Raw genomic sequence first — 25466 nt, forward strand, 5'->3', positions numbered from 1 at the left:
GACTCGCGAATCCACGGAACGGGGAGGGCTCGTGGCTACTCGTGAATCCACGGATCGTTCCCGCACCGGAGTTCCGTGGATTCACGAGTGTCTCTCGGCGTCCCTCGCGGAGCACCGTCGAGAGCGCCTCCGCGAGTGTCGGTGGTGCGCCCTACGCTGAAGGAAGCCTCAGTTGCGAGGCAGCGAGTTCGCGCCGCCGTGAGGGAGGGCCATGTACCTGACGACCACCGAGAGCGGCGAGCGCCTGCTCGTCACCTCGGCGAGCGACCTCACGCGCGCGGCCGCGTGCGAGTTCGCCGTCGCGCGCGACCTCGACGCCAAGCTCGGGCGGGTGCCCGCCGTCGACGACGAGCCCGACGCGATGCTCGCGCGCACCGCCGCCCTCGGCGACGCCCACGAGGCCGCCATCATCGCCGACTACCGCGCGCGGCTGGCCGCGGCCGGCATCACGGGCCCGGCGGGCACGCCGTTCGCGGGCACGGATGCTCTGCTCGAGATCCCGCGCATCCACGGCGACCTCGCCGAGGTCGAGCAGGCGCAGCAGCAGACGGTCGCGGCCCTGCAGGCCGGAGTGCCCGTCATCGTGCAGGGCACCTTCGTCGACCGCGACCACAGCCCCGCATCCACCGGCTCTGATGCGGCAGCTGGCGCGCCCGGCGCCGACGTCGCGATCGCCTTCGTCGGCTACGCCGACTTCCTCGAGCGGATGCCCTCCGGCGCCTACCGCGTGCTCGACAGCAAGCTCGCACGCCGCGCGAAAGTCACCGCGCTGCTGCAGCTCGCCGCCTACGCCGAGCAGCTCGAGCGGCTCGGCATCGCCGTCGACCCCGAGGTCGCGCTCATCCTCGGAACCCGCGAGCAGAGCATCCACCGCCTCGACGACATCGCGCCCGTGCTGCGCGCCCGACGCGCCCGGCTGCACCGCCTGCTGCGCGAGCGCATGGCCGCCGACGCGCCCCTCGCCTGGCGCAGCGAGGGCGTCACCCACTGCCGCAGCTGCGCGTGGTGCACGAGCGAGATCGCCGCGCACGACGACGTCAGCCAGGTCGCCGGGCTCACCGGCGCGCAGTGGCAGAAGCTCGGCGTCGCCGGCATCACCACCCTCGGGCAGCTCGCCACCCTCGACGACACCGGTGCGGCCGAGGTGACGCGCCTGTCGGGCATCCCGCGCTCAACACTCGACACCCTGCGGCTGCAGGGCGACCTGCAGGCCCAGGCCGCCGGAGCCCCCGCCGGCACCCCACCGCCCGTGCACGTGCGCGACGCCGCAGCCCTGCACGCGCTGCCCGCGCCGAGCCCCGGCGACGTGTACTTCGACTTCGAAGGAGACCCGCTCTACACCGAAGACGATCCGACGCGCTGGGGGCTCGACTACCTGTTCGGCATGGTCGACACGGCGCCCGAGGGTGGCGTCGGCGCCTTCACGCCGTGCTGGGCACACTCCTTCGCCGAGGAGCGCACGGCGCTGCTCGCCTTCCTCGCCGACATCGACGCCCGCCGCCGCGAGCACCCCGGCATGCACGTCTACCACTACGCCGCCTACGAGCGCACCCACCTGCGCTCGCTCACCGCCCGGCACGGGGTGGGGGAGGACATCGTCGACGACTGGCTGCGCTCGGGCCTGCTCGTCGACCTGTACCCGGTGGTCACGAAAGCCCTGCGCATCGGCAGCCCCAGCTATTCGATCAAGTACCTCGAGCCGCTCTACTGGCGCGAGGCCCGCGACGGTGCCGCCGTCGCGCGCGGCGACGACTCCGTCGCCGAGTACGTGCGCGCCCGCGAGCTGCGCGAGCAGGGCGACACCGCTGGCTGGCAGCAGATCATCGACGACATCGGCGACTACAACCGGGTCGACTGCGAGAGCACGGCCCGCCTCGCCGCGTGGCTTCGAGGGCTCGCGGCCGAGCATCCGGCGCCCGCGCACCTCGGGAACGGCAGCGACGGCAGCGACGGTGACGACAGCGGCGGCGCGGATGCGGAGGCCGACCCGCGCGGCCCCGAGATCGACGACTCACCCCTGCGCGCCGCACTGCTCGCGCTCGCCGCCGGCCCAGACGGGCTGCCCGTCGCCGACACCGAGCGCACCCCCGAGCAGCGCGCCTACGCCTACGCCGCCGCCGCCATCGACTACCACCGCCGCGAGCACAAGACCTTCTGGTGGGAGCACTTCGACCGCCTCGCCGCCCCTCTCGACCAGTGGGCCGACGTGCGCGACGTCTTCGTCGTCGACCGGGATGTTCAGCATGACCAGTCCCCGTGGGGCAAGACCGGCCGCCAGCGGTCGCTGCGCCGCACGGTGCGGCTGTACGGCCAGTGGGCCGCCGGCTCGCGGCCGAGTGTCGGGGGCCGCAGCGGCCCCTACGCCGTCTACGAGCAGCCCGCGCCGATCCCCACCGGCAGTCGCGACCCGCTGGCCCGCGCCGCGCGGTCGGTGACCCTCGAGGCAGTGCACGACGACCACGTCGTGCTGAGCGAGACCCTGCACTCCGAGGCCGACGAGTACACGGCGCTGCCGGTCGCCCTCACCCCGAGCAGTCCGCCCGACCCCGGCCAGCAGAAGCCCGCCATCGAAGAGTGGGGAGCCGCCCTCGTCACCGCCCACCCTGAGTGGCCGCGCGAACCCGTCGGCGACCTCCTGCGCCGCGTGCCGCCGCGCACGCGCAGCGGCGGCCCGCTCACGCCCGTCACGCTCGACGCTGACGGCGAGCCCGACAGAATCCGCGCCGTCACCGCGAGCCTGCTCGACCTCGACCGCTCGTATCTCGCCGTGCAGGGCCCGCCCGGAACCGGCAAGACGCACCTCGGCGCGCACGTCATCGCTGCGCTCGTCCGCGACCACGGCTGGAAGATCGGCGTTGTCGCCCAGAGCCACACCACCGTCGAGCACGTGCTCGCGAGCGTCGTCGAGAAGGCCGGGCTCGACCCGCGCCTCGTCGCCAAAGCCCCCAAGACCGGGGCCGACCCCGCCGACTACGCCACCGCGCCCTACACCGTGCTCGGCAAAGCCGACCAGCTCGCCGCGTTCGCCGCCGAACGGGCGGCCGATCGCACCGGGCCCGGCCGATCTGGTGCCGGCCGCGGCGGCTACGTCATCGGCGGCACGGCGTGGGACTTCGCGCATCCGCAGCGCGTCGGCCGTCGCAGCCTCGACCTGCTCGTCATCGACGAAGCCGGCCAGTTCTCTCTCGCCGCCACCATCGCCGCGAGCGTCAGCGCGCAGAACCTGCTGCTGCTCGGCGACCCGCAGCAGCTGCCGCAGGTCAGCCAGGGCACGCATCCCGAACCGATCGACGGCTCCGCGCTCGGCTACCTCAGCGAGGGGCACGACGTGCTGCCCGCCGAGCTCGGCTACTTCCTCGCCGAGACCCGCCGCCTGCACCCCGCGCTCGCCGAGCCCGTGTCGCGGCTCAGCTACGAGGGCCGGCTGCGCGCCCACCCCAGCACGTCGGCGCGGCGGCTCGACGGCGTCGCGCCCGGGCTGCACCCCGTGCCCGTGCCGCACACCGGCAACGCGACCGAGTCGGTGGAGGAGGCGGCCGAGGTCGTGGCGATCATCCGTCGCCTCATCGGCACCGCCTGGCAGCCCGGCGCCGACCGCGACGCCCGCCCGCTCGCCGACCGCGACGTCATCGTCGTCACCCCCTACAACGCGCAGCAGCAGACCATCCGGCACGCGCTCGACGCGGCCGGTCTGCACGGCACCCGCGTCGGAACGGTCGACAAGTTCCAAGGGCAGGAGGCCGCGATCGCGATCGTGTCGCTCGCCGCCTCCAGCGCGCACGAGGTGCCGCGCGGCCTCGACTTCCTGCTCAACCGCAACCGGCTCAATGTCGCGATCTCCCGCGCGCAGTGGGCCGCCTATCTCGTGCACTCGCCCGGCCTCACCGACGCGCTGCCGCACACGCCGCAGGGAGTCGCCGAGCTCAGCGCGTTCATCCGCCTCACCGAGGAGGGCGGCATCGCGAACTGAGCACGCCGCCAGGCTCAGCCCGTGACGGCCACCGTCGACTCGAAGGCGTAGCTGAAGTCGCCGACACCCGTCCACGTCACCCGGATCAGCGCGGCCGGCCCGACATCGTCCGACGCCGTGCACACGAACGAGCTGCCCAGCGACGCCGAGGCCTGCGAGGGGCACAGCACCGAGTAGGCGATGCCCTGCGCCTGCAGCTCCTGCTCCAGCCGCTGCTCGACCTGCCGCAGGTCGGCCGCCGAGGCCTCGCGCGGCAGCGCCAGCGCGCCCAGGCTCGCCGCCGCGCCGACCGTGACCGCGAGCGCCAGGTAGACCCAGGTCGGCGCGGTGCCGCGCCGCGTCGTGCGGTACACGTGGATCGCCCGCGCCATCAGGTAGAAGAACGGCCCCAGCAGAATCCACGCCACCGAGGGCCGGAACTCGTGCCCCAGTGCGCCCAGGCGCCGGTAGTCGAGGATCGTCGCCAGCACGATCCACACCAGCGCGACGACGCCGAGAACGGCGCCGATGACGCCGCTCAACGGGGATGCTCCGCCCTCGGTGATCGCCCACCCGAGCACGACCAGCCCCAGCTGCAGCACGGGGGAGAGCGCGAGCATCCAGCCGCCCGCCGTCGTCACCCCGCTCACCGTGCGCTGCGGCGTCGACCCGCGGCCAGAACCCCAGGAGCGCGTCATCGGCTCATAGTCGACGCTCGCCAGGTCGACGCTGCCCGTCGGCTGCGCGAACGTTCCCGTCGACGTCCACGGCGTGCTCGCCGACGCGGGCTGCGGCGCCCGCACGACCGCTCCGGGGGGCACGGCAAGGGGTGCGACGCCGCCCAGCGGGGCGCCCGTCGGGGCGGCGCTGAACGGGCCGGTGCACGTCGGCACCGCGAGCGGCTCGGGGCCGGTGCGCGGCGGCGGCAGGGGCTCGTCGAATCCGGGGATCGTGACCGGTACCGAGCCGGAGGTCGGCGGCACCAGGCGCACCGGCTCGGAGATCGGCATGGAGGTTCCCCGGCGGCGCGGGCCGGGCTCCGGTTCCGCGGCGAGGGGAGCGGCCGCGAGGGGAGCGGCGGCGAGGGGAGCGGCGGCGAGGGGAGCCGCGGCGAACGGCGGCGGTGCGACGGTCGGCGATGCGGCGAACGGCGGCGGCGCGACGACCGGAGCCGCGGCGGCCGGCGGTGGAGCGGCCGGAATCGGTGCGGGCGCGGCATCCGGATTCGGCTGCGTGTGCTCCGTCCACGCGGCGCCGTCCCACCAGCGGATCAGCCGCGGGTCCGCGGCATCGGTGTACCAGCCGGCGGCAGTCGACCCGGTCGTCATCTGCGTGCCCCCTCCCGGCGTCGCGTCTGAGAGTGCCAGTGTAGTCCTGAGCGCGACTCAGAGCGACGGTGAGATCCACGCCGGAACGGCAGCCCGGCACCGCCCTGCTGACCCCGCCCGTGGCCGCACCATCGCGCGCCCGCGGTGGGCCATACTCGCCCTATGCGCCGCATCGCCGGGCTCGTTGCCGACTACACCTACGTGGGCCGCTCGCGCCTGCGCTACTGGCGCTACGGGTCGCGCCCGCCGGCGCCGCTCGAGGCGGGTCCGGATGCTCCGCCTCCTGTTCTGCTGCTGCCGGGCGTCTTCGAGACCTGGCACTACATGAAGCCCATCCGCGACCGCCTCGTCGGCCTGGGCATCCCCGTGCACAGCGTGCCCGCGCTCGGCTTCAACCGGCACCCCATCCCGGTGATGGCCGAGCGCGCGGCCGCCTACCTCGACGAGCACGACCTCCACGGTGTGCGCATTGTCGCCCACAGCAAGGGCGGGCTCATCGGCAAGAGCCTCCTCGTCGCCGACGACCCGGCCTCGGGAGGAGCGGGCCGGCTCGAGCGGATGCTCTCGATCAACACCCCCTACGGCGGCAGCCCGCTCGCCCGCTTCGGCGTCGGCCCGTTCCGCGAGTTCCAGCCGACCCGCCCGGTGATCCAGGAGCTCGCCAGCTCGCCCCAGGTCAATGCCCGCATCACCGCCCTGCGCAGCAGCTACGACCAGTACGTGCCGGCCGCGAGCGCCGAGCTCGGCGGCGCGCAGAACGTGCCGATGCCGCACATCGGGCACTTCCGGGTGCTCGGGCTGCGCGAGGTCATCGACCGCGTGGTCGCCTGGCTCGGTTGACCGCGCGGGCGCGGCCCGCATCCGTCGCCGCTGCCGCCTGGCGCGAAGCGGATTCATGGCCGAGACCTGACAAAATGCGCGCATGCCCGCCGCCGCCTCCCTTGCCCCGACGGATGCTCCCCCCGCGATCAGCCTGAAGCTGCTGCCCGCCGCGATCGTCGTCACCAGCGCAATACCCCTGTTCGGCTTCGAGGAGCGCCTGGTCGGCTACCCGTGGCTGCTGGTCGGCCTGATCGTCGCCTACTTCGTCGATCGCGAGCTCATGCGCGACCTCGGCATCATCGCCGCGGGCCTCATCGTGGTGAGCACGGTGAGCGTGAAGGCCGACATCTCGTGGCCCAATTTCTTCCTGCTCGGGTTCGTGCTGAGCCTCGCCGTCGCGGTGCCGTTCGTGCTCGACCGGTTCGTCTTCCGGCGGAAGGTGATCCGGTTCCCGTGGCGCGGCGGCCAGAAGTGGCAGCCGTGGGAGAAGTCGTACCTGTTCGCCGTGCCCTTCCTCGGCTGGCTGATCCTGCCGTTCTACTTCATCCAGTCGGGCTCGTACCAGAACTGGCCGGCGGTCTCCGAGCCCAGCGAGGTGCTGCGCCTGTTCATCGGCGTCAACGCGGTCGGCATCTGGGACGAGCTGTTCTTCATCTGCACGGTCTACGTGCTGCTGCTGCGGCACTTCCCGGTGCTGACGGCGAACATCCTGCAGGCGATCGTGTTCGTCAGCTTCCTCTGGGAGCTCGGCTACCAGGCCTGGGCGCCGCTCATGACGATCCCGTTCGCGCTGCTCCAAGGCTGGATCTTCCACCGCACCAAGTCGCTCACCTACGTCATCATCGTGCACCTGCTGTTCGACCTCGTCGTCTTCCTCGCCATCGTGCACGCCCACAACCCCGGCGTGTTCGGGTTCTTCCTCATCGAGAGCCCGGGGTCCTAGGGCGTGCGCCGCGGAGCGGCTAGACCTCTGGCAGTCGGTGCTCGGTCTGCGGATCGAACAGGTGGAGGGCACCCGGGCGCACCGCGAGGGCAACGCTCGTGCCGACCGTGAGCTCGCTCAGGCGGTCCGCCTCCACCACGCTGGTCAGACGGTCCTCTCCGGCATCGAGGTGCACGATCGCTCTCGGGCCGAGCAACTCGATCAGCGCGACCCGGGCCGTTCCGCCGCTGTTTGCCGTGAGCAGCAGATCGTCGGGGCGCACACCGAGCACAACGGCGTCGCGTGCGGGCGCCTGCGCGACGGCGAGGCGGCTACCCGTGGGGGAGATGAACGCGCCGTCGCTGATGGCGCCCCGCACGATGTTCATCTTCGGGCTACCGACGAAGGTGGCCACGAAGACACTGTTGGGTCGCGCGTAAATCTCGTCCGGGCGGCCGGTCTGCGCCACACGCCCGTCGCGCATGACGACCATCCGGTCGGACATCGTCATCGCCTCCTCTTGGTCGTGCGTGACGTACACGGCAGTGATGCCGAGGCGGCGCTGAATCTGCATGAGCTCGAAGCGGGTCTCGACCCGCAGCTTCGCGTCGAGGTTGCTCAGCGGTTCGTCGAAGAGGAACACGGCCGGCTGACGGATGATCGCCCGCCCGATTGCCACGCGCTGCTGCTGCCCGCCCGATAGATCCTTGGGTTTGCGGGAGGTCAGGGCCCCGAGACCGAGCGAGTCGGCCACCTCCTGTGCTCGGCGGAGGGCATCCGCCCGGCGGCTCTTGGTGGCCCGTAGCGGGAACGCGATGTTCTCGAGAACACTGAGATGCGGGTACAGGGCATAGTTCTGGAAGACCATCGCAACGTCGCGATCTTTCGGCTCGAGCCCGTTGACGACCCGGCCGCCGATCAGAATCTCGCCGCCGCTGATCTCCTCCAAGCCGGCCAGCATCCGCAATGACGTCGACTTGCCGCAGCCCGACGGGCCAACGAGCACGGTCAGTGAGCCATCGGGGAAGACGATGTCGACGTCGTCGACGATCACCGTGGAGCCGTATTCCTTGCGAACCTTGTTGAAACGAACCTCTGCCATGACGACGAAACCTCTCGTGGAAACTAGAACTTGACGGCGCCGCCGCTGATGCCCTGCACCAGGCGACGCTGAATGAAGAAGCTCGCGATGACCACCGGTACCACCGCGATGATGATCGCCGCGCTCATCGCGCCCAGCTCGACCCCGCGGAAGGTGTTGAACGCGGCGATCGCCACCGGCAGGATCGTCTCCTGGGTCGGGGCGAGGATCAGCCCGTAGAACATGTCGTTCCACGAGAGGGTGAAGCCGAAGATCGCGGCCGCGCCGATTCCAGGCAGCACCTGCGGCAGAACGACCAGCCGGAATGCGGCGAACCGTGAGAAGCCGTCGACCCGCGCCTGCTCTTCGAGCGATCGAGGTACCGCGTCGAAGAATCCGATGAGGAACCAGGTGATGACGGGGAGCACGAAGCTGAGATGGGCGAAGATCACCGGAATGTAGGTGCTGTCGAGCCGCAGTGCATAGGCCATGGTCAGGAAGGGGAAGACCAGCACCGCGGGTGGCAGCACCTGCGCGGCCAGGATGCCGAACCGCGTGGCGGCACCCCCCGCCTTGTAGGCGGAGATGGCGTAGGCGCCCATAGAACCCGCCACGACGCTGATGGCCACGGTGACCGCGGCGACCATGGCGCTACGGCCTGCCGCCTCAAGGATTCCCGCCTCGAAGACGCGGGCCCAGTTGTCGAGGTTAGGGACGAACAGCACGAGGCCGGGGTCATTGAGCTGCGCTGGCGACTTGACGCTGGCCAGGGCCACCCACAGCAGGGGGAGAGTGACCGTCAGGGCGGCGACCCAGAGCAGCAGAGCCCGGGCGACGCTCCACGGATTCACAGTTCGAGTCATCGCGCGGCGCTCCTCTGCAGTCGACGGAACAGGATGACGATGAGGGTCATGACGATCGCCAGGAGCACGAATGCGACCGCCGAGGCCTCACCGAGACGGAAGAACTGGATACCGGTCTGGTAGGTGAAGTACTGGATGGTCTCGGTCGCGGTGCCCGGCCCGCCTCGGGTCGTCGCGTAGACGTACTCGAACACCTTGAGTGCGTCGAGCGACCGCAGCAGAATGGCAACGGTCAGCACCGGAGTGAGCAGCGGCAGCACGACACGGCGGAAGGTGTACCAAGCGCTCGCCCCGTCCACCCGGGCGGCCTCGAGCGGCTGCCGGGGGATCGACTCGAGCCCGGCCAGGAGCAGCAGCACCATGAATGGTGTCCACTGCCAGACATCGATGAAGGCCAGGGTGACCAGCGCGTTGCTCGGGCCGAAGAAGTCGTAGGAGATACCGATCGTGCGCAGGGCCGCTGGTATGGCTCCGAGCTGGTCGTTTAGCAGGAACCGGAAAGTGAGCCCGACGGCGATCGGCGTGATGAACATTGGTGCCAGCAGCATCGCGCGGGTGAGATCACGCGCCCACTTCTGCTTCTGCAAGGCGAGGGCGATGGCGAGGCCGAGCACGGTCTGAAGGGCAACGGCGACGATCACGTAGATGGCGGTGTTCGAGAACGCGTTCCACATCCGCGGGTCGGTGAGCACGAAGAAGTAGTTATCCAGCCCGACGAAGTCGGGGGCTCCGCGACTTGTCAGTCGGTAGTCGGTGAGACTCAGGTACAGCGCGTACCCGAGGGGGAACCCGACAGCGACGCCGGTGATGGTCAAGACCGGAGCGAGCATCGCCCAGCGGAAAGTCATCGTTGGTGTCACTGCCGGGTTCCCTTTCTCAATGTGGTTCGCCGTCGCCTAGCGCTGGATGCGCTCGACGGCAGCCTGGGCGTCGGCCAGGGCCTGCTCGACCGTCTTCGTGCCAGCGACGGCCTCGCTCAGCTCAGTGCCGACGGCCTGGATCATCTCCTCGCCACCAAGACCCTGCGAGAGCGGGGCCGCGTCGGAGAGGATGGCGATGATCGCCGCGTAGTAGTCCTCGCCGTAGCCCGACTCGAGAACCGTCGGGTTGCTCAGCGTGCTCTCACGGATCGCGGCACCGCCAGCGACGACGCGCTCGACGTCGACGGCCGGCGAGGTGATCCACGCCACGAATGCCCAGGCAGCGTCGGACGCGGCGGAGTTGGCCGGAATCGCCCAGCTCCAGGAACCGAGAACCTGCTTGCCGCCGGGCATCGGGGCCAGAGCGAACGAGCCAGCCAGGTCTCCGGAAGCGCCCTCGGGGTTATTGAGGCCCGGGAGGTTCCAGTTGTAGCTGATCATCGACGCCGACTGGCCGCTGGACACCGAGCGGAAAGCCTCGTCGAACGCCCAGTTCGAGCTGTTCGCCGGAGCCGCGGTCGTGAAGGCCTCGATGTACGCATCGAGGGCAGCGGCGGCCTCCGGCGTGTCGAGGGTGGGGTTGCCTTCCTCGTCGTAGATCGAGCCACCTGCCGCGAAGAGCCAGTTTGCCCACTCCTCGAAGATCTTGTATCCGCGCTGCGGCTGCATCGCGATACCCGTGCGATCGCTCGTGGTGAGCTGCTGTACGTTCGCGACGAGCTCGTCGAGGGTGCTCGGCAATTCCAGCCCCGCCTCCTCGTAGAGGTCGGTGCGGTAGAGGTAGCCGAGTGCGTAGTTGTAGAACGGCACGCCATAGCGCACGCCGTCGACCTCGGTGATGTCGACCAGCGGCTGGAAGAAGTCCTCCGCCTGGTAGTCGGTCGTCGAGTCGATGCGAGCGTCGAGCGGCTCGAGGAAGCCCGCGTCGACGAAGTCATCCATCCAGGGGTTGTCAACGACGATCAGGTCGTAGGCGGGCTCGCTCGACTGGAACGACGCGATCAGCTTGTCGCGCATCTGGTCGAACGCGAGCGTCTCGATCTCGACCTCGATACCGGGGTACGTCTCGTTGAACGAGGCGACCAGATCAATGACGATGTCGGTGTCGGGAACACTCTCCATCAGGATCCGGACGGTGCCCTCCGTGTCGGTGGGGATGTCGCCCAGGCCCGACGAGGCCGGAGCGTCCGTTCCGCCGGATCCCGCGCATCCCGAGATGGTGAGAGCGAGCGCTGTCGCGAGGCCCATGGAGGCCAGAAGTCCTCGACGTCGAGTACTCATGGGGTCACTTCCTTTCTGTGTTGGGTGGTGCAGGGTCGGACCGCTCGTTGGTGAGCGGTCAGTCCATGTAGGCGCCGCCGTTGACCGACAGCGACTCGCCGGTGATGAACGCGGCGTCATCGGAGAGCAGGAACGAGACGCCGCGGGCGACATCCTCCGGGGTCTGCAGCCGCCCGAGCGGCGTGGCGGCGACCCACGAGCCGCGCACGGCCTCGGGGGTGGACCCGCTGAGTGCCGCCTCCCACGCCAGCTCCCGTTCCTGCATCGCCGTGGCGACGAAGCCGGGGCAGACCGCGTTCACAGTGATGTTGTGGCTGGCGAGTTCGAAGGCCATCGCCTGCGTCAGCCCGACGACGCCGAACTTGGAGGCCACGTAGTCGGCCAGGAAGGGCACACGGCCCTGCTTGCCCGCCATCGACGCGGTGTTCACAATCCGTCCGGAGGTGCCGTTGCGGATCATTGCGCGCGCGGCCGCCTGGCCGCAGAGGAAGACTCCCTTGAGGTTGACGTCGAGCGTGAGGTCGAGCTTCTCGCGTGGGATGTCGACGAACCGCTCCATGAATGAGATGCCCGCGTTGCTTACCCAGGCGTCGAGGCCGAGGCTGTCGGCGATCTCGTCGGCAACTGCTTGGGCGGCGTCACCGTTCGTGACGTCGAGCTGGCGGCTCACGTGGGTCTGACCGGCCGCGGTGGAGAGCAGTTCGCGGGTCTCGGCCGCTGCGACCTCGTTGACGTCGGTGGCGACAACGGTCCAGTCGCGGTCTGCCAACATGACGGCGATCGCGCGCCCGATGCCGGACCCGCTTCCAGTGATGACGACGGTGCTCATGCATGTGCCTTTCGGGAGAGGGAGTGGGAGAACGGTTCGAGGGCCGCACCCAGTTCACGCCACTCTCGGTAAGCCGCGTCGTAGGTCGCGGCCGCGTCAGAGTCGGGGTGCACGGTGGGGCCGAGCGAGATGTAACGGTCGACGTCGGTCCACGCATCCATCAGACCCACGCCGATAGCCGCGATCACGGCCGCACCGAAAGAGGCGCCGGGGTGGTCGACGATCGGGTGCAAGTCGGTGCCCAGCACGTCGGCATGGATCTGCTTCCAGAGCTTCGACTTCGAGCCGCCATTGGTCACCATCGCGCGGGTCAGCGGGAGGCCGAGCTCACCGAAGACTTCTGCGTGGTGCCGGAAGCCGAAAGCGATCGACTCCAGCACCGCGCGGTACATCGCCCCGCGGGAGGTGCCGAGGTGGAGACCCACGAAGGCGCCCCGAAGGTCGGGGTCATGCAGGGGGCTCTTCTCGCCGAGGAAGTACGGCAGGCAGTACACGCCTACCGCCGGTTCGGCGGCGGCTTCGTCGTCGAGCCTCAGCAGTTCGGCCCCGCCGGTCAGTGCCTGGAACCAACGGATGAGGCTCCCCGATGTCGCCATGCACCCGTTCGGGAGCCAGAGACCAGGGACGGGGTGGGCGTCGAGGTACAGACGTTCATCCACGAGCGGGGACTCGCTGGCGACGAGCACATCGCCCGCACCCCCGAGCTTCACCAGCCAGTCACCGGGGGCCCGGACACCAGCAGAGTATGCGGAGAGCACGTGATCGGCCCCGCCGACCACGAGAGGGATTCCGGAAGGAAGACCCATCCGCTCCGCCATCTCGCCCGACAGCGCGCCGACGATCGTGCCCGGTTCAACGACCTCGGGGATCATGCCGCCGTCGATCTGCGCCACTGCGAAGGCCTCACCGAAACGCTCGCCGCCGACCGTGAACAGCCCCGACTCGAGAGCCCAGTTGCGCTCGACGTGCGGGCGGGCGCCCAGGCGCATGAGAACCCAGTCGTAGCTGCCGACGATCAGACGGGTTCGCGACCAGAGCTCAGACTCGTTGGCCTGCAGCCAGAGGAGGGTCGGCGCGACCGATTGCTGGCTGACGGCACTGCCCGTGGTCGTCACCGGGTCGAAGGAGCCGAGCTTTCGGGCAACGGCACCAATCTCCTCGACCGCTCGGGCGTCGCTCTGCAGGATCGCGCGTCGGAGGGGCAGGTGCGCCTCATCCAGGGCGACCACCGCAGGCACCATGCCTGTGGTCGAGATCGCCGCGATTCGATTCGGGTCGACACCGTGGTGAGCGATGAGGTCAGCAACCGCTGAGATGGTGTTCTCGATCCACTCTGCGGTCTCGGCCTCGGCGATACCGGGCCCATCTGTGTGGGCCCGCACACTGCGGCTGACCGCCAGAAGGCGACCATCCGCTGCATCGAAGGCGACCACTTTCGTTCCGGTCGTTCCGATGTCGATGCCGAGGCTGACGGTCGCGGTCATGCGTGTTGTTCTTTCTCAGTCGCGGTCGGGGGCTGCACGCACACCACAGACACGCCAGCGGCGCGCGCACTGCGAAGGGTGGGGTGGTTCGGCTCGCCGTCGGTCACCAGGGTGTCGAGCTCGGACAGGTCCGCAATCGACACGAGTTGCACCTTGCCGAGCTTCGACGAGTCGGCGACGACGATGATGCGTTGCGCGGAGCGCGCCGCCGCGCGCTTCACGTGCGCTTCCGCATAGTGGTAATCGGTGACGCCCGCGGTGCCGTCCACGCCCGCCACGCCCATCACGAAGGTGCTCGCGTTGAAACGCTCGAGACTTTCCTGGGCGCCGGGGCCGATCAGGCTGAGTTCGCCGGGCCGCAGCTGACCGCCGGTCACGTACACGTCTGTGTCGGACTCGCTGCTGAGCTCGGTGGCCACGAGCAGGCTGGGCGTCACCACGGTGAGCGGCAGGTGCCGGGCGCGGATCTCACGGGCGACGGCGAGGGCTGATGACCCGCTGTCGATGATCACGGTCTCGCTCGGCTGAAGCAGGTCGACGACGGCCGACGCGATGTGCGCCTTCTCGGTGGCTGCGAGGGCGGCCCGGGCGTCGAAGGAGGGTTCGGCGGCGGCAGAGCCGACGGAGATCGCGCCGCCCATCACGCGCCGCAACACGCCTTTGAGCTCGAGCGCCTCGACGTCACGGCGAATCGTCATCTCAGAGACGCCCAGTTCGGCGGCGAGCGTGGCGAAGTCGATCTCGCCGTTGTCGAGCACACGCTGCTCGATCAGTGCTCGTCGCCCTTGAACTGACATGCGACCACAGTAGAGGCAAAGTGTGAGTAGATAACACCCCTTTGATTACATTTGTGTAAAAAGTTCCCAGTAGGTCGGGAAGTGTGCGAACATTTCACAACACTCGCGTCGCCATGGTGCGCACGCGCCCTCGATACCCCCGACCGACCACCCCGTCGGGCAGCAGAAAGAAGGAGCCTCTATGACCACCTGGTTGGACGACATCTTCGCGGTGGAGAAGCCCGTCATCGCGATGCTCCACCTGTCGGCTCTTCCGGGTGACCCCGGCTACGACGCGGAGGGCGGCCTTGACGCGGTGATCGCTCGCGCCCGCCAGGAACTGCATGATCTGCAGGCTGGCGGGGTTGACGGCGTCATGTTCTCGAACGAGTTCAGCCTGCCGTACCTCACGCAGACCGAGCCGATCACCGCCATCACCATGGCCCGGATCATCGGTGAGCTCCGCTCGGAGATCACCGTGCCGTTCGGCGTGAACGTGCTGTGGGACGGCCGCGCGTCCATCGACCTGGCCATGGCGACCGGTGCTCGCTGGGTGAGGGAGATTTTCACCGGCGTCTACGCCAGCGACTTCGGCCTCTGGAACACGAACGTCGGCGAGGTTGCCCGTCATCGTGCGCGCGTCGGCGCCGCCGGGGTGAAGCTGCTGTTCAACATCGTTCCTGAATCGGCGACCTACCTCGCCGACCGCGACCTGGAGTCGATCGCCAAGACCACCGTCTTCGCAACCCTCCCTGACGCGCTCTGCGTCTCGGGTGCGACCGCGGGTGCTCCGACCGATAGCCAGGCACTCGCCATCGTGAAGAAGGCCGCCGGCGCCGTGCCCGTGTTCGTGAACACGGGTGTGCGCGCCGAGAACATCGGCGACCAGCTCTCCATCGCCGATGGCGCGGTGGTCGGCACCTTCTTCAAGCGCGACGGCCGCTTCGAGAATGCGGTCGACCCGGATCGGGTCGTCACGCTGATGACGGCCGCCCGCGAGTTCCGCGCGACCCTCTCCTAACCAGAGCCCCGCTCCGCATCTCCACAATTCAGGAGTTCGGGATGCTCGCGCCCGGTCGACACACCGCGCGAGCATCCCGAACCGCCGTTTCTGAGCCAGTGCTCCTGAATTGTGGAGATTGTCGTCGGCTCATGATCTCGTGAAGTGTGGAGATGCCGCGCGGGGTTGCTGCTTCTGAATGGTGGAGACAGTCCGGTGGGGCAGACTCGGGGGGTGAGCCTTCTCGAGTCGATGCCGCGCCCCTACGAGGCCGGCGCGGCGTTCGACGCGATCGAGAACTGGGCCGTCGGGCAGGGGCTGAACCTGTACCCGGCGCAGGAGGAGGCGATCTTCGAGCTCGTCGCCGGCGCCCACGTCGTGCTCGCGACCCCCACGGGAAGCGGCAAGAGCCTCGTCGCCGTCGCCGCCCACGCGATCGCCCTCGCGCAGGGGCAGCGCACGTACTACACGGCGCCGATCAAGGCGCTCGTGAGCGAGAAGTTCTTCCAGCTCGTCGACATCTTCGGCGCGGAGAACGTCGGCATGGTGACGGGCGACTCGAGCGTCAACGGGGATGCGCCGATCATCTGCTGCACGGCCGAGATTCTCGCCAATCAGGCGCTGCGCGAAGGCCCCGAGCTGGCGGCGGGCATCGTCGTCATGGACGAGTTCCACTACTACGCCGACCCCGAGCGCGGGTGGGCGTGGCAGGTGCCGCTGCTGACGCTGACGAACGCGCGCTTCCTGCTCATGAGCGCGACGCTCGGCGACATCACGCCGATCGCCGCCGACCTCGAACGCCGCACCGGGCACCCCGTCAGCGAGGTGACGCACACCGAGCGGCCGATCCCGCTGACCTTCGAGTACGTGCGCACCCCCGTGCACGAGACCGTCGAGCGGCTGCTCGACGAGCGCCAAGCGCCGATCTACATCGTGCACTTCAGCCAGGCGGCCGCGATGGAGCGCGCGCAGGCCCTGACGAGCATCCGCATCATCACGCGCGAGCAGCGCGACGAGATCGCCGAGGCGATCGGCGACTTCCGCTTCGCGCGCGGCTTCGGCTCGACCCTCAGCCGCCTCGTGCGCGCCGGCATCGGCGTGCACCACGCGGGCATGCTGCCCAAGTACCGGCGCCTGGTCGAGGTGCTCGCCCAGCGCGGGCTGCTGCGGGTCATCTGCGGCACCGACACCCTCGGGGTGGGCATCAACGTGCCGATCCGCACCGTGCTGCTCACGGCGCTCAGCAAATTCGACGGCGAACGGATGCGCCAGCTCACGGCGCGCGAATTCCACCAGATCGCCGGGCGAGCGGGTCGGGCCGGCTACGACACCGCGGGCCTCGTCGTGGTGCAGGCCCCCGACCACGAGGTGGAAAACCACCTCGCGACGACGAAGGCCGGCGATGACCCGAAGAAGCGCAAGAAGATCGTGCGCAAGTCGGCACCCGCCGGCTTCGTGACCTGGGGTGAAGGCAGCTTCGAGCGGCTCATCGGCGGGGCACCCGAACCGCTCGAGAGCCGCATGCAGGTGTCGGCGGCGATGCTCATCAACCTGATCGCGCGCGGGGGAGATGTGGTCGCCAACGCGCGCGCCCTGCTCACCGAGAACCATGAGCCGCCGCACCGGCGGCGCGAGCTCGTGCGCCGTGCGCTCGGCATCGCGAAGACCCTCGTGCGCGCGGGCGTCGTCGAGATCGACCGCGCTGAGCCCGGAGCGGGCCTCCACAATTCAGGAGTTGGCGACACCGGCGAGCCGCGACACGCCCAGAGCGGGCATCCGGATGCCCCTGCCGAGGCAGCGGCTCCTGAATTGTGGAGACCGGCGCGGGTGCGGCTCACGGTCGACCTGCAGCCGAACTTCGCGCTCAACCAGCCGCTGAGCCCGTTCGCCCTCGCCGTCATCGGCGTGCTCGACCACACCGACGCCGATTACCCGCTCGACGTGATCAGCGTCATCGAATCGACTCTCGACAACCCGCGCCCAGTGCTCGCCCAGCAGCAGTTCAAGGCCCGCGGCGAGGCGGTCGCGGCCATGAAGGCCGACGGTGTCGAGTACGAGGCGCGCATGGATGCGCTCGAGGAGGTCGAGCACCCGCAGCCGCTCGCCGAGCTTCTGCACGCCATGTTCGAGACCTTCGCCGCCAGCCAGCCCTGGGTGCGCGACATCGAGCTGCGGCCGAAGAGCGTCGTGCGCGACCTCTACGAGCGCGCGATGAGCTTCACCGAGTACGTCAGCTTCTACGGCCTCGCCCGCAGCGAGGGCCTGCTGCTGCGCTACCTCAGCGACGCCGACCGCGCGATCCGGCAGACGGTGCCCGACGAGGCGAAGACCGACGAGCTGCGCGACATCATCGAGTGGCTGCGCGAGCTCGTGCGGCAGGTCGACTCGAGCCTGCAGGACGAGTGGGAGCAGCTCGCCTCCGGCGCGGCGGCCGCCGGGCCCGACAGCGCGCCGGTACTGCCGCCCCGGCCGCCGGACGTCACCACCAACCGCCGGGCATTCCTCGTGCTCGTGCGCAATGAGCTCTTCCGTCGCGTGCAGCTCGCGGCGCTGCAGCGCGACGACGACCTCGTAGCGCTCGACCCCGATGCGGGCTGGCCCGAGGCGCTCGACGCCTACTACGCCGAGCACGAGGAGGTGCGCACGGGGGGCGACGCGCGCAGCGCATCCCTGGTTCAGATCGATGAGAATCCGACCCGCGATCCCGACGCCGACGGTGCGACGGATGCGGCGCGCACCTGGCGCGTGCGGCAGGTGATCGACGACCCGGCCGGCGACCACGACTGGGGTATCGACGCGATCGTCGACCTCGAGGCGAGCATCGCCGAGGGATCCGCCGTGGTGCGGGTCCTCGGACTGAACCGCCTCTAGACGAGCGAGCCGAGCACGATGCCGACGACCGGCGTGAAGATTCCGACGTTGATGAGCACGGCGATGAGCAGCAGGCACACCACGAGCGGCCACCAGCCCTTGCCCTCTGCCTGCCGCCGCACGACGACGGTGCGCGCGGTCAGGTAGCCGACCTCGGTCAGGAAGGCCCACCCCCAGTGGGCGCGCCGGAGGTGCCCCCACTCGTTCAGGGTGAGCCGGTCGCGCCGCACCCAGATGATGATCCACAGCACGGGGATGATCGCCGCACCGACGAGCCAGATCCAGGGCGTCGAGTCGACGCCGCTGAGGAACACCGCCGCCGCCTGCGCGAGCACCGTGACGAGCGGCGTGAACGCGAGGGCCCAGGCGGCGGGCGTCGTGGTGCGCTCGGGCGTGTACGCCATGGTCGTGCTGCGCGTGTTCCAGATCTCGTCGGGCGTGCGGGAGCGCGCGCCGTAGGTGCCGAGCGGCTGCACGGGGGCATCCACGCTCGCGGGCGCGAGCGGCGAGGCCGGCGTCACACCGACGGAGCCCGGAGACCACGAGTAGGGGGCCGAGTAGCTGTACGGCTCCGCGGCGCTCGGCACGGCGAGGGCACCGGAGGCGTCGGTCGGCTGCTCGACGACCGGCTTCGGGCGAGTGTGGGTCGTCCAGCGCACGCCGTCCCACCAGCGCAGGCGCAGCGCCATCTCCGGGTCGTCGTACCACCCTGCGGCAGGGGTGTGCGCGTCGGTCATCGGGTGTCCTCGGGTGTGCGTGAGAGCGCGGTTCGGGTGGGGTGGAGCGCTCTCCCGGTTCGCCCATGCTAGCCAGGATCGGGGTACAGTCCGACACCTGAGCGGTCCCCAATATGGGGGACTCGCTCATTCACCTTCGGACGGGATGCGCGAGCTCAGGCCGAGAGCCGGTCCAGCATCCGCCACACCGTCGTCGTGAGCGCGGGATGGTCGAGCGCGATCTGGCGCAGGAGCCGGTAGTCGCGGGCCGCCGAAGGCAGCCGGCCGTCGTCGTCACGGATGCTCTCGGCGCGGAGCATCCACACCACGAGCTCGTCGACGGTCGGCAGCTCGCTCATGAACTCCCAGGGGTCCTCCCCACCGCGGGCGCGGGCGAGGATGACGGTCTGGAGCTCGTCGTGGGCCTCGGCACGGAGCACTTCGAGGCTCGCGCCTCGCCGTCGCCCTTCCGTCATGCCTCGAGCCTACGACGGGCTTCTGAGTGCGCCGGGCTCCTGAGTGCGCCGGAGGCGGCGCCGTCAGCCGAGCAGCGTGCGGGCGATCTCGATCACGGTCGCGGGGTCGAGCACGAACCAGACGGTCAGCACTGACAGCTGCGCGCCGAGCCAGACCACCAGCGGCCACGATCGCGCGCCGGTCGTGCGGGCGAGCCGCACGCCTCGCACCGCGAGGAAGGCCGGCGGTGCCAGGAGAGCGAGGATCCACGGCGCCGTGCGCAGGTGGCCCGACGATTCGAGCTGGTGGCGGTCCTGCGTCGCGAGCGCGGCGCTGAGGATCAGCGGGAAGACGACCGCGAGGGCGCGGGTCCACGACGAGCTCTCCGCGGGGAGCGTCGAGAATACCCAGACGACCAGCAGCGCCTGAGTGAGGGGCATGGTCGCGATCAGCCAGACCGACGCCGTGTGCACCCGGAGCCCGAGCGGGTTGCGGGCCGCGGGAGCCGGAGCGGAGCCGACGCTGATGCGCTCCCGCACGGCGAAAGGCACGTACTCGGAGGTCTCGGCGTTGGCGGGGCTGAGCGGGGAGGCGGCGCTGCGGGTCGGGCTCGAGCTCGCGCTGCGCAGACCGGCCGCGGGGTCGACCGGGTGCAGGGGCATGCTCTCCGCGGCGCGGGCCGACTCGCGCGGCGACAGCGTCGCGGGGGCGCCGACGCCGATGGCGCCGGTGCTCGCGCTGCGGCGGGCGCTGTCGGGAGCGGAGGTGGGGGAGACCCCGCTGACGGACGGCATGTCGATCGGAGCGGTGTGGTGGGTCCAGCGCTCGCCGTCCCACCAGCGGCGCTGCGTGGCCGCGGCACCGGCGCTGGTCTCGACCGGGTCGGCGTACCAGCCGGCCGGCACGTGGACCGCTGTCGTGGTGCTCATCATGGTTCCCCCTCGGGCCCCGGCCCCCCGGCCGGGTCTCGTGTTCCGGACCGACCCCCCTGGTCGACCGGTGCTTCGCAGCGCTATTCGGGTTCACCGCGATGAACGATTGCTCGTTCCGATCTTCAGTTGTGTGGCTATTGTGGCGGCTCCTTCAGACTCATGCCCGTCGGAGCATTCGCTTAGCGAACGAAGTCGAAGATGCCCCAGTCGTCAACCTGCCAGGTGATCCAGCCGTTGGCGCGCTGGAGGCTCGCTGTGATGACGATCTCCTCATCCGTGGCCGTCGTCGCCGGGCAGCGGAGCTGCTGACCGATGTACAGCGGGGGTGTCGCCGGGCAGTTCACGTCCATCTGGCCGCCGATGCTGACGGCGGCGCGCTCGATGCTCGCCGAGGCCTCGTCGGCGAAGAGCTGGGGCAGCGTGGCGATGAGCAGGCCCGGCACCGCGAGCACCGAGGCGCCCACGAGACCGCTCAGGAGCAGGAAGACCGCGAGCGGCCCGTAGCCGGCGCCCGAGATGCGGCTGAGCGCGACGGCCCGAGCTGCGAGGTACAGCAGGGGCGAGGCGAAGGCCCAGAGCCAGCTGGCGGGGCGGTCGACCCCGCGGCGGCGCAGGCCGCGGTGGTCGAGCCAGGCCAGCACGATCGACACCGGGTACGGCGCGAGCCAGATGATCGCCATGAGGATCACCGACGGGCCGGTGGAGAACGCGGCGAGGACGAGCAGGCTGAGGAGCAGCTGCAGCATCGGGAACAGGGCGAGCGCCCACACCTCGACGCTCTGCAGGTGAGGGGCGGTGGTGCCGACCGTCTGGTGGGTGCCGCGGCGGCCCGGCTCTGCCGCCGAGATCGGCGACTCCGTCCAGGTCGAGGCATACGCCGGGGCACCGGGAGCGGACCCGAGGCCGGGCGCGGAGCCGTACCCCGGCGCGGAGCCGTAGCCGGGCGCCGAGCCGTAGCCCTGCGGGGCTGAACCGCCCTGCGCCTGAAGAGGCACCCAGGGCATGCTCGGTTGCGGCGCGGAGCCGCCGGACTGCTGCAGGTCGGCGAAGGCGGCGGCGGCGAACGCGTCGGCGGCGGTCGCGGCTGAGGCAGCGCTGGCGGCTGAGGCAGCGCTGGCGGCCGACGCCGCGCTGGCCGGAGCGCTCTGGGCCGGTGCGCTCTGCCCGGATGCGCTCTGGGCGGCCGTTGCGGAGGGGGCGCTCAGGGCCGGATCCGCGAGGCCGGGCTCGGCCGGCGGCGCCAGCTGGCGCAGCACGGCGGCCGTCGGCTGCTGGATGGGCTGCTCGTCGGCCGCGGCCGATTCGGCGCTGCGGCGCGCACGGCGCGAGAGGGCCTCGTCGTCGGCGAAGATCGTCGCCGCGGCGGGCTGCGAGGGCATCATGGGCTGCCGGGCGTCGGAGACGTGCTCGGTCCAGGCGTGGTTGTCCCACCACCGCAGCTGAGGCAACCCCAGCGGGTCGGGATACCACCCGGCCGGCACTCTGCCGTATTCGTCGTCAGACACGTGACTCGTTCCCCCAATGCACGGACACCCGTCCGCCCCGCGGCCAGTCTATGGTCGAACCCTGCGCGAGGGGGAGGAATCGTCATACCCCCCTTTAGGGGCGTACCCCGCGCGGGGTACAGGGCGCTATCAGCTTCTCGGTGGGCTCAGGGCGTGGGCAGCGGACGCTCGGTGCTGGCGAGCCATCGACGACCGTCCTCCGCCCTCGTCGGTGCGGCGAGCGACGGCCCGTCGACCCAACTGATCGCCGTGCGGAGCCCGTGCAGTGCGCTCAGCACCCACACCTCGCAGTCGGCCAGCCCGGCCGGGGTGATCCGCTCGCTCGCCACGGGAACACCCGCCGCACGGGCCGCCTCGAGCACGAGCGACACCGTCACGCTCGGGATGCGCGCCAGCGCCTCATCGGGCTGCACGAGCGTCGCGCCCCGCCACCAGAGCAGGCCACTGTAGGCACCCTCGACGATGCAGCCGTGGGCATCCACGATGACGGCCTCGTCGGCCCCGCACGGCTGCACGACCACTCGCAGACGCTGCAGCGCGTCGAGGTCGGGGCCCTTCACCAGCGGATGCCTGCGCGGGTCGTGCGGGGCGGTGGCGAGCACGGCCGTGCTGCGGGTCGGCGGGGTGGGGCGCAGTCGCAGCGCGAGGGCGGTGCCGGCCTGGCCCGCGTCGGGTCCCGTCGCACGCTCACGCAGCTCGATGCGCGGAAACCAGTCGCCGGTGCGGGGGATCAGCGCGAGAGCGGCGTCGACCGCGGCCTCCGCATCCGGATGCCGGTCGGCGACCGCGCCGAGGAACCGCGCACGATGCTGCTCGAGACCCCGCACGCGGCCCTCCCGCACGCGCCACGAGTCGGCCACGAGCATGCGTCCCTCGTGCGGGTCGCACCAGTCGACGGTGCGCCATCCCGTGGAGGTCCAGGCGTGCAGACCCGCGGCCTCGTCGCTCATGAGCCACCGCCTCGTGAAGGTCGCACCCGGCGGCTCGCGCCGCGGGCGTGCGCGGCGTGCGCACTCCTACCATGGAGCGTATGCGGCGCGGCCTCCTCGAGCACCCGATCGCGGCGCCGCCGAGCGCCGAGGCGCTGCTCGTCGCGCTCGATGCCGCGCACCCCGGTGCCGCGGGGCTCGTCTGGCTCGACTCGGGCGAGGGCGCGACGCGCGGTACGAGCCTCGTCGCGCTCGGCGAGCCGGTGCTGTTCGACCCCGATGCCCCCGTGCTGCCGCAGCTCCGGGCGACGCTCGACGCGCTCGCGGCCCCGCCGCACGGAGGGGCCGCGGGGCGACAGCCGGCGGGCCCGCTCGGGCTCATCGGCTGGTTCGGGTACGAGCTGCGCGCCGAGACCATGCAGATGCCCGCACCCGCCGTAGCGCCCGAGCACCGTGCCGCGTGGCTGCTCGTCGACCGCGGGGTGCTGTTCGACCATGCCACGGGGGAGGCGCGGCTGATCGCGCTCGACCCCTCCGGGCGGGGCTGGCAGGGCGAGCTCGCCGCGTGGCGGCAGCGGATGCTCGCGCTCGCCGCGCGCGCGAGCGATGCATCCCCGCCGCCGGTCGCGGAGCCGCCCGCGCTGGGCCCGCTCGTCGACCGTGACGACGACGCCCACTACGCGCGGATGGTCGCCCGGTGCCAGGAGTTCATCCGCGAGGGTGAGGCGTACCAGCTGTGCCTGACCACGCAGACCGCGGTCGAGACGCTCGACGGCTCCCCGCTCGACGCGGTCGCGCTGTACCGGCGGCTGCGGCGCGGCAGTCCGGCCCACCACGGGGCGCTGCTGCGCGTCGACGGCGTGAGCCTGCTCAGCGCGAGCCCCGAGACCTTCCTGCGCGTCGCCGACGGAATCGTGCAGACCCGGCCCATCAAGGGAACGCGGCCGCGGTCGCCGGAGCCCGAGCGGGATGCGGCGCTCGCCGCCGAGCTCGCCGCGAACGACAAGGAGCAGGCGGAGAACCTCATGATCGTCGACCTCATGCGCAACGACCTCGCGCGTGTGAGCGAGGTCGGCTCGGTCGTCGTGACCGGGCTGCACGAGGTCGAGAGCTACGCGCACGTGCACCAGCTGGTCAGCACGGTCGAGGGGCGCCTGCGGGAGGGGCTCGACGCGCTCGACGCGGTCGCGGCGTGCTTCCCGGCCGGGTCGATGACGGGGGCGCCCAAGCGTCGGGCGATCGAGCTGCTGGACGGTGGTGTGAAGAGCGGCGGTGACGGGCGCGGCGGCGTGGGGCACGGCGGGCTCGAGCGCGGCCCGCGTGGCATCTACTCCGGCGCGTTCGGCTACCTCGGGCTCGATGGAGGAGCCGACCTGGCCATGGTCATCCGCAGCATCGTCGTCGAGGGCGGCCGTGCCACGGTGGGAGCCGGGGGCGGCGTGACCGCGCTGAGCGTGCCCGCGGCCGAGGTCGCCGAGATGCGGCTCAAGGCCGCCGCGCTGCTGCGGGCGCTCGGGGTGGAGCGGGAGGAGAGCGGCCGCGGCCCGCGGTAATCTGGGGGTTCTGCCCCCGCGACCCGGAGCGGGCATCCCGACGTGAATCGAAACGAGACCGAGCCGTGACCGACGAGCAGCACGACGACCTGCACCGCGACGAGAACGCGTACGACTTCGCCCGCATCGAGGCGCGCTGGGCGCCGGTGTGGGATGCCCTCCAGCCGTTCACCGTCGACGAGAACGACAGCAAGCCGCGCAGGTACGTGCTCGACATGTTCCCGTACCCCTCGGGCGACCTGCACATGGGTCACGCCGAGGTGTACGCGCTCGGCGACGTCGTCGCTCGCTACTGGCGTCAGCAGGGCTTCAGCGTGCTGCACCCGATCGGCTGGGACAGCTTCGGCCTGCCCGCCGAGAACGCCGCCATCAAGCGCGGCGCCGACCCCCGCGAGTGGACCTACGCCAACATCGCCCAGCAGCGCGCGTCGATGCAGCGCTACGCGACGAGCTTCGACTGGAGCCGCGTACTGCACACCTCCGACCCCGAGTACTACCGCTGGAACCAGTGGCTGTTCCTGCGCATGTATGAGAAGGGCCTCGCCTACCGCAAGGCCAGCTGGGTCAACTGGTGCCCCAACGACCAGACGGTGCTCGCCAACGAGCAGGTCGTCGACGGTGCCTGCGAGCGCTGCGGCGCGATCGCCGAGAAGAAGAAGCTGACCCAGTGGTACTTCAAGATCACCGACTACGCCGACCGGCTGCTCGATGACCTGAACCAGCTCGAGGGCTCGTGGCCCTCGAAGGTGCTGACGATGCAGCGCAACTGGATCGGCCGCTCGACCGGTGCCGACGTCGACTTCGTCATCGAGGGCCACCACAGCCCGGTGACCGTCTTCACGACGCGCCCCGACACGCTCTTCGGCGCGACCTTCATGGTCGTCGCCCCCGACAGCGACCTCGCCGCGGAGCTTGCCTCGGGCTCGACCCCCGAGGTGCGCATGCGGTTCCAGGCGTACCTCGAGGAGGTGCAGAAGAAGACCGAGATCGATCGGCAGGACACGACGCGCGAGAAGACCGGCGTTTTCCTCGACCGCTGGGCGATCAATCCGGTCAACGGCGAGCGCATCCCCGTGTGGGCCGCCGACTACGTGCTCGCCGACTACGGCCACGGCGCGATCATGGCCGTGCCCGCGCACGACCAGCGCGACCTCGACTTCGCGATCGCGCACGGGCTGCCGGTGAAGGTCGTCGTCGACACCAACGCGCCCGTCACCGGCGCGATCCCCGTCATCACGCCCGAGATGCT

The 25466-nt window shown here is 70.8% G+C and carries 20 protein-coding genes; 7 read left to right on the forward strand and 13 right to left on the reverse strand.

Translation table 11 applies throughout. The annotated features are described in order from the left end of the window. Positions 1 to 211 precede the first annotated feature (211 nt). The gene (locus BJ959_RS12340) at positions 212 to 3970 is read left to right on the forward strand and encodes a TM0106 family RecB-like putative nuclease (RefSeq protein ID WP_153982360.1); all 3759 of its coding nucleotides are present in this window, start codon (positions 212 to 214) and stop codon (positions 3968 to 3970) included. 14 nt (positions 3971 to 3984) lie between these two features. On the opposite strand, the gene BJ959_RS12345 is transcribed toward BJ959_RS12340, so the two are convergent. Then, a complete protein-coding gene (locus tag BJ959_RS12345; protein ID WP_153982359.1) occupies positions 3985 to 5277 on the reverse strand; it encodes a DUF2510 domain-containing protein in 1293 nt (430 codons plus the stop codon). Positions 5278 to 5439: 162 nt separating this feature from the next. Here BJ959_RS12345 and BJ959_RS12350 point away from each other — a divergent pair, with 162 nt between their 5' ends. Both BJ959_RS12350 and BJ959_RS12355 read left to right on the forward strand, forming a co-directional pair. Next, positions 5440 to 6117, forward strand: a complete 678-nt coding sequence (locus BJ959_RS12350) for an alpha/beta hydrolase family protein (protein ID WP_153982358.1) — start codon at positions 5440 to 5442, stop codon at positions 6115 to 6117. Positions 6118 to 6199: 82 nt separating this feature from the next. Then, positions 6200 to 7042, forward strand: a complete 843-nt coding sequence (locus BJ959_RS12355) for a CPBP family intramembrane glutamic endopeptidase (protein WP_153982357.1) — start codon at positions 6200 to 6202, stop codon at positions 7040 to 7042. Positions 7043 to 7061: 19 nt separating this feature from the next. Here the strand turns inward: BJ959_RS12355 and BJ959_RS12360 are convergent, their stop codons facing one another. From BJ959_RS12360 to BJ959_RS12390, 7 genes are read right to left on the reverse strand one after another with little or no spacing between them, the layout of a single operon-like run. Next, positions 7062 to 8123: an ABC transporter ATP-binding protein gene (locus BJ959_RS12360; RefSeq protein ID WP_153982356.1), complete on the reverse strand. Its 1062-nt coding sequence runs from the start codon at positions 8121 to 8123 to the stop codon at positions 7062 to 7064. 23 nt (positions 8124 to 8146) lie between these two features. After that, positions 8147 to 8965, reverse strand: a complete 819-nt coding sequence (locus tag BJ959_RS12365; RefSeq protein ID WP_153982355.1) for a carbohydrate ABC transporter permease — start codon at positions 8963 to 8965, stop codon at positions 8147 to 8149. Beyond that, positions 8962 to 9813: a carbohydrate ABC transporter permease gene (locus tag BJ959_RS12370; protein ID WP_153982354.1), complete on the reverse strand. Its 852-nt coding sequence runs from the start codon at positions 9811 to 9813 to the stop codon at positions 8962 to 8964. Before BJ959_RS12370 ends, BJ959_RS12365 begins: the two co-directional genes overlap by 4 nt. A 48-nt stretch (positions 9814 to 9861) precedes the next feature. Continuing rightward, complete coding sequence (locus tag BJ959_RS12375; protein WP_153982353.1) at positions 9862 to 11166, reverse strand: ABC transporter substrate-binding protein; 1305 nt, start codon at positions 11164 to 11166, stop codon at positions 9862 to 9864. A gap of 58 nt (positions 11167 to 11224) precedes the next feature. Next, complete coding sequence (locus BJ959_RS12380) at positions 11225 to 11995, reverse strand: SDR family NAD(P)-dependent oxidoreductase (protein WP_153982352.1); 771 nt, start codon at positions 11993 to 11995, stop codon at positions 11225 to 11227. After that, positions 11992 to 13479, reverse strand: coding sequence for an FGGY-family carbohydrate kinase (locus BJ959_RS12385; protein ID WP_153982351.1), 1488 nt, complete (start codon positions 13477 to 13479; stop codon positions 11992 to 11994). Before BJ959_RS12385 ends, BJ959_RS12380 begins: the two co-directional genes overlap by 4 nt. After that, the gene (locus tag BJ959_RS12390; protein ID WP_047565610.1) at positions 13476 to 14276 is read right to left on the reverse strand and encodes a DeoR/GlpR family DNA-binding transcription regulator; all 801 of its coding nucleotides are present in this window, start codon (positions 14274 to 14276) and stop codon (positions 13476 to 13478) included. Before BJ959_RS12390 ends, BJ959_RS12385 begins: the two co-directional genes overlap by 4 nt. A 181-nt stretch (positions 14277 to 14457) precedes the next feature. Here BJ959_RS12390 and BJ959_RS12395 point away from each other — a divergent pair, with 181 nt between their 5' ends. Continuing rightward, the gene (locus tag BJ959_RS12395; RefSeq protein ID WP_153982350.1) at positions 14458 to 15276 is read left to right on the forward strand and encodes a BtpA/SgcQ family protein; all 819 of its coding nucleotides are present in this window, start codon (positions 14458 to 14460) and stop codon (positions 15274 to 15276) included. Positions 15277 to 15507: 231 nt separating this feature from the next. After that, positions 15508 to 18126, forward strand: a complete 2619-nt coding sequence (locus BJ959_RS12400) for a DEAD/DEAH box helicase (RefSeq protein WP_153982381.1) — start codon at positions 15508 to 15510, stop codon at positions 18124 to 18126. Here BJ959_RS12400 and BJ959_RS12405 read toward each other — a convergent pair. The 5 genes from BJ959_RS12405 to BJ959_RS12425 all read right to left on the reverse strand — a co-directional run bounded on the left by BJ959_RS12405 (position 18123) and on the right by BJ959_RS12425 (position 22685). Continuing rightward, positions 18123 to 18863, reverse strand: a complete 741-nt coding sequence (locus BJ959_RS12405) for a DUF2510 domain-containing protein (protein WP_183322001.1) — start codon at positions 18861 to 18863, stop codon at positions 18123 to 18125. The genes BJ959_RS12400 and BJ959_RS12405 overlap by 4 nt on opposite strands. A gap of 155 nt (positions 18864 to 19018) precedes the next feature. Next, positions 19019 to 19318 (reverse strand): tryptophan synthase subunit alpha, encoded by a 300-nt coding sequence (locus BJ959_RS12410; protein ID WP_153982349.1) that lies wholly within the window; start codon positions 19316 to 19318, stop codon positions 19019 to 19021. Positions 19319 to 19381: 63 nt separating this feature from the next. Continuing rightward, a complete protein-coding gene (locus BJ959_RS12415; RefSeq protein ID WP_153982348.1) occupies positions 19382 to 20227 on the reverse strand; it encodes a DUF2510 domain-containing protein in 846 nt (281 codons plus the stop codon). Positions 20228 to 20409: 182 nt separating this feature from the next. After that, on the reverse strand, positions 20410 to 21735 hold the full coding sequence (locus BJ959_RS12765; protein WP_341799958.1) for a DUF2510 domain-containing protein: 1326 nt from the start codon (positions 21733 to 21735) through the stop codon (positions 20410 to 20412). A gap of 146 nt (positions 21736 to 21881) precedes the next feature. Further along, positions 21882 to 22685, reverse strand: a complete 804-nt coding sequence (locus tag BJ959_RS12425) for an aminotransferase class IV (protein WP_153982347.1) — start codon at positions 22683 to 22685, stop codon at positions 21882 to 21884. Between the two features lie 80 nt (positions 22686 to 22765). Between BJ959_RS12425 and BJ959_RS12430 the strand changes: the two genes are divergently transcribed. Continuing rightward, positions 22766 to 24217, forward strand: coding sequence for an anthranilate synthase component I family protein (locus BJ959_RS12430; protein ID WP_165879011.1), 1452 nt, complete (start codon positions 22766 to 22768; stop codon positions 24215 to 24217). 65 nt (positions 24218 to 24282) lie between these two features. Beyond that, on the forward strand, positions 24283 to 25466 hold a 1184-nt coding region (locus BJ959_RS12435; RefSeq protein WP_183322003.1), incomplete at its 3' end, for a class I tRNA ligase family protein.

This window comes from Microcella frigidaquae (genome assembly GCF_014200395.1).
GTDB lineage: Bacteria > Actinomycetota > Actinomycetes > Actinomycetales > Microbacteriaceae > Microcella > Microcella frigidaquae.

Coding starts and splice junctions, on each gene's coding strand:
- BJ959_RS12340 (WP_153982360.1), top strand. CDS start 212: ATGTACCTGACGACCACCGAGAGCGGCGAGCGCCTGCTCGTCACCTCG.
- BJ959_RS12415 (WP_153982348.1), bottom strand. CDS start 20,227: ATGAGCACCACGACAGCGGTCCACGTGCCGGCCGGCTGGTACGCCGAC.
- BJ959_RS12425 (WP_153982347.1), bottom strand. CDS start 22,685: ATGAGCGACGAGGCCGCGGGTCTGCACGCCTGGACCTCCACGGGATGG.
- BJ959_RS12375 (WP_153982353.1), bottom strand. CDS start 11,166: ATGAGTACTCGACGTCGAGGACTTCTGGCCTCCATGGGCCTCGCGACA.
- BJ959_RS12350 (WP_153982358.1), top strand. CDS start 5,440: ATGCGCCGCATCGCCGGGCTCGTTGCCGACTACACCTACGTGGGCCGC.
- BJ959_RS12345 (WP_153982359.1), bottom strand. CDS start 5,277: ATGACGACCGGGTCGACTGCCGCCGGCTGGTACACCGATGCCGCGGAC.
- BJ959_RS12400 (WP_153982381.1), top strand. CDS start 15,508: ATGCCGCGCCCCTACGAGGCCGGCGCGGCGTTCGACGCGATCGAGAAC.
- BJ959_RS12395 (WP_153982350.1), top strand. CDS start 14,458: ATGACCACCTGGTTGGACGACATCTTCGCGGTGGAGAAGCCCGTCATC.
- BJ959_RS12390 (WP_047565610.1), bottom strand. CDS start 14,276: ATGTCAGTTCAAGGGCGACGAGCACTGATCGAGCAGCGTGTGCTCGAC.
- BJ959_RS12355 (WP_153982357.1), top strand. CDS start 6,200: ATGCCCGCCGCCGCCTCCCTTGCCCCGACGGATGCTCCCCCCGCGATC.
- BJ959_RS12385 (WP_153982351.1), bottom strand. CDS start 13,479: ATGACCGCGACCGTCAGCCTCGGCATCGACATCGGAACGACCGGAACG.
- BJ959_RS12405 (WP_183322001.1), bottom strand. CDS start 18,863: ATGACCGACGCGCACACCCCTGCCGCAGGGTGGTACGACGACCCGGAG.
- BJ959_RS12430 (WP_165879011.1), top strand. CDS start 22,766: ATGCGGCGCGGCCTCCTCGAGCACCCGATCGCGGCGCCGCCGAGCGCC.
- BJ959_RS12360 (WP_153982356.1), bottom strand. CDS start 8,123: ATGGCAGAGGTTCGTTTCAACAAGGTTCGCAAGGAATACGGCTCCACG.
- BJ959_RS12410 (WP_153982349.1), bottom strand. CDS start 19,318: ATGACGGAAGGGCGACGGCGAGGCGCGAGCCTCGAAGTGCTCCGTGCC.
- BJ959_RS12365 (WP_153982355.1), bottom strand. CDS start 8,965: ATGACTCGAACTGTGAATCCGTGGAGCGTCGCCCGGGCTCTGCTGCTC.
- BJ959_RS12370 (WP_153982354.1), bottom strand. CDS start 9,813: ATGACTTTCCGCTGGGCGATGCTCGCTCCGGTCTTGACCATCACCGGC.
- BJ959_RS12380 (WP_153982352.1), bottom strand. CDS start 11,995: ATGAGCACCGTCGTCATCACTGGAAGCGGGTCCGGCATCGGGCGCGCG.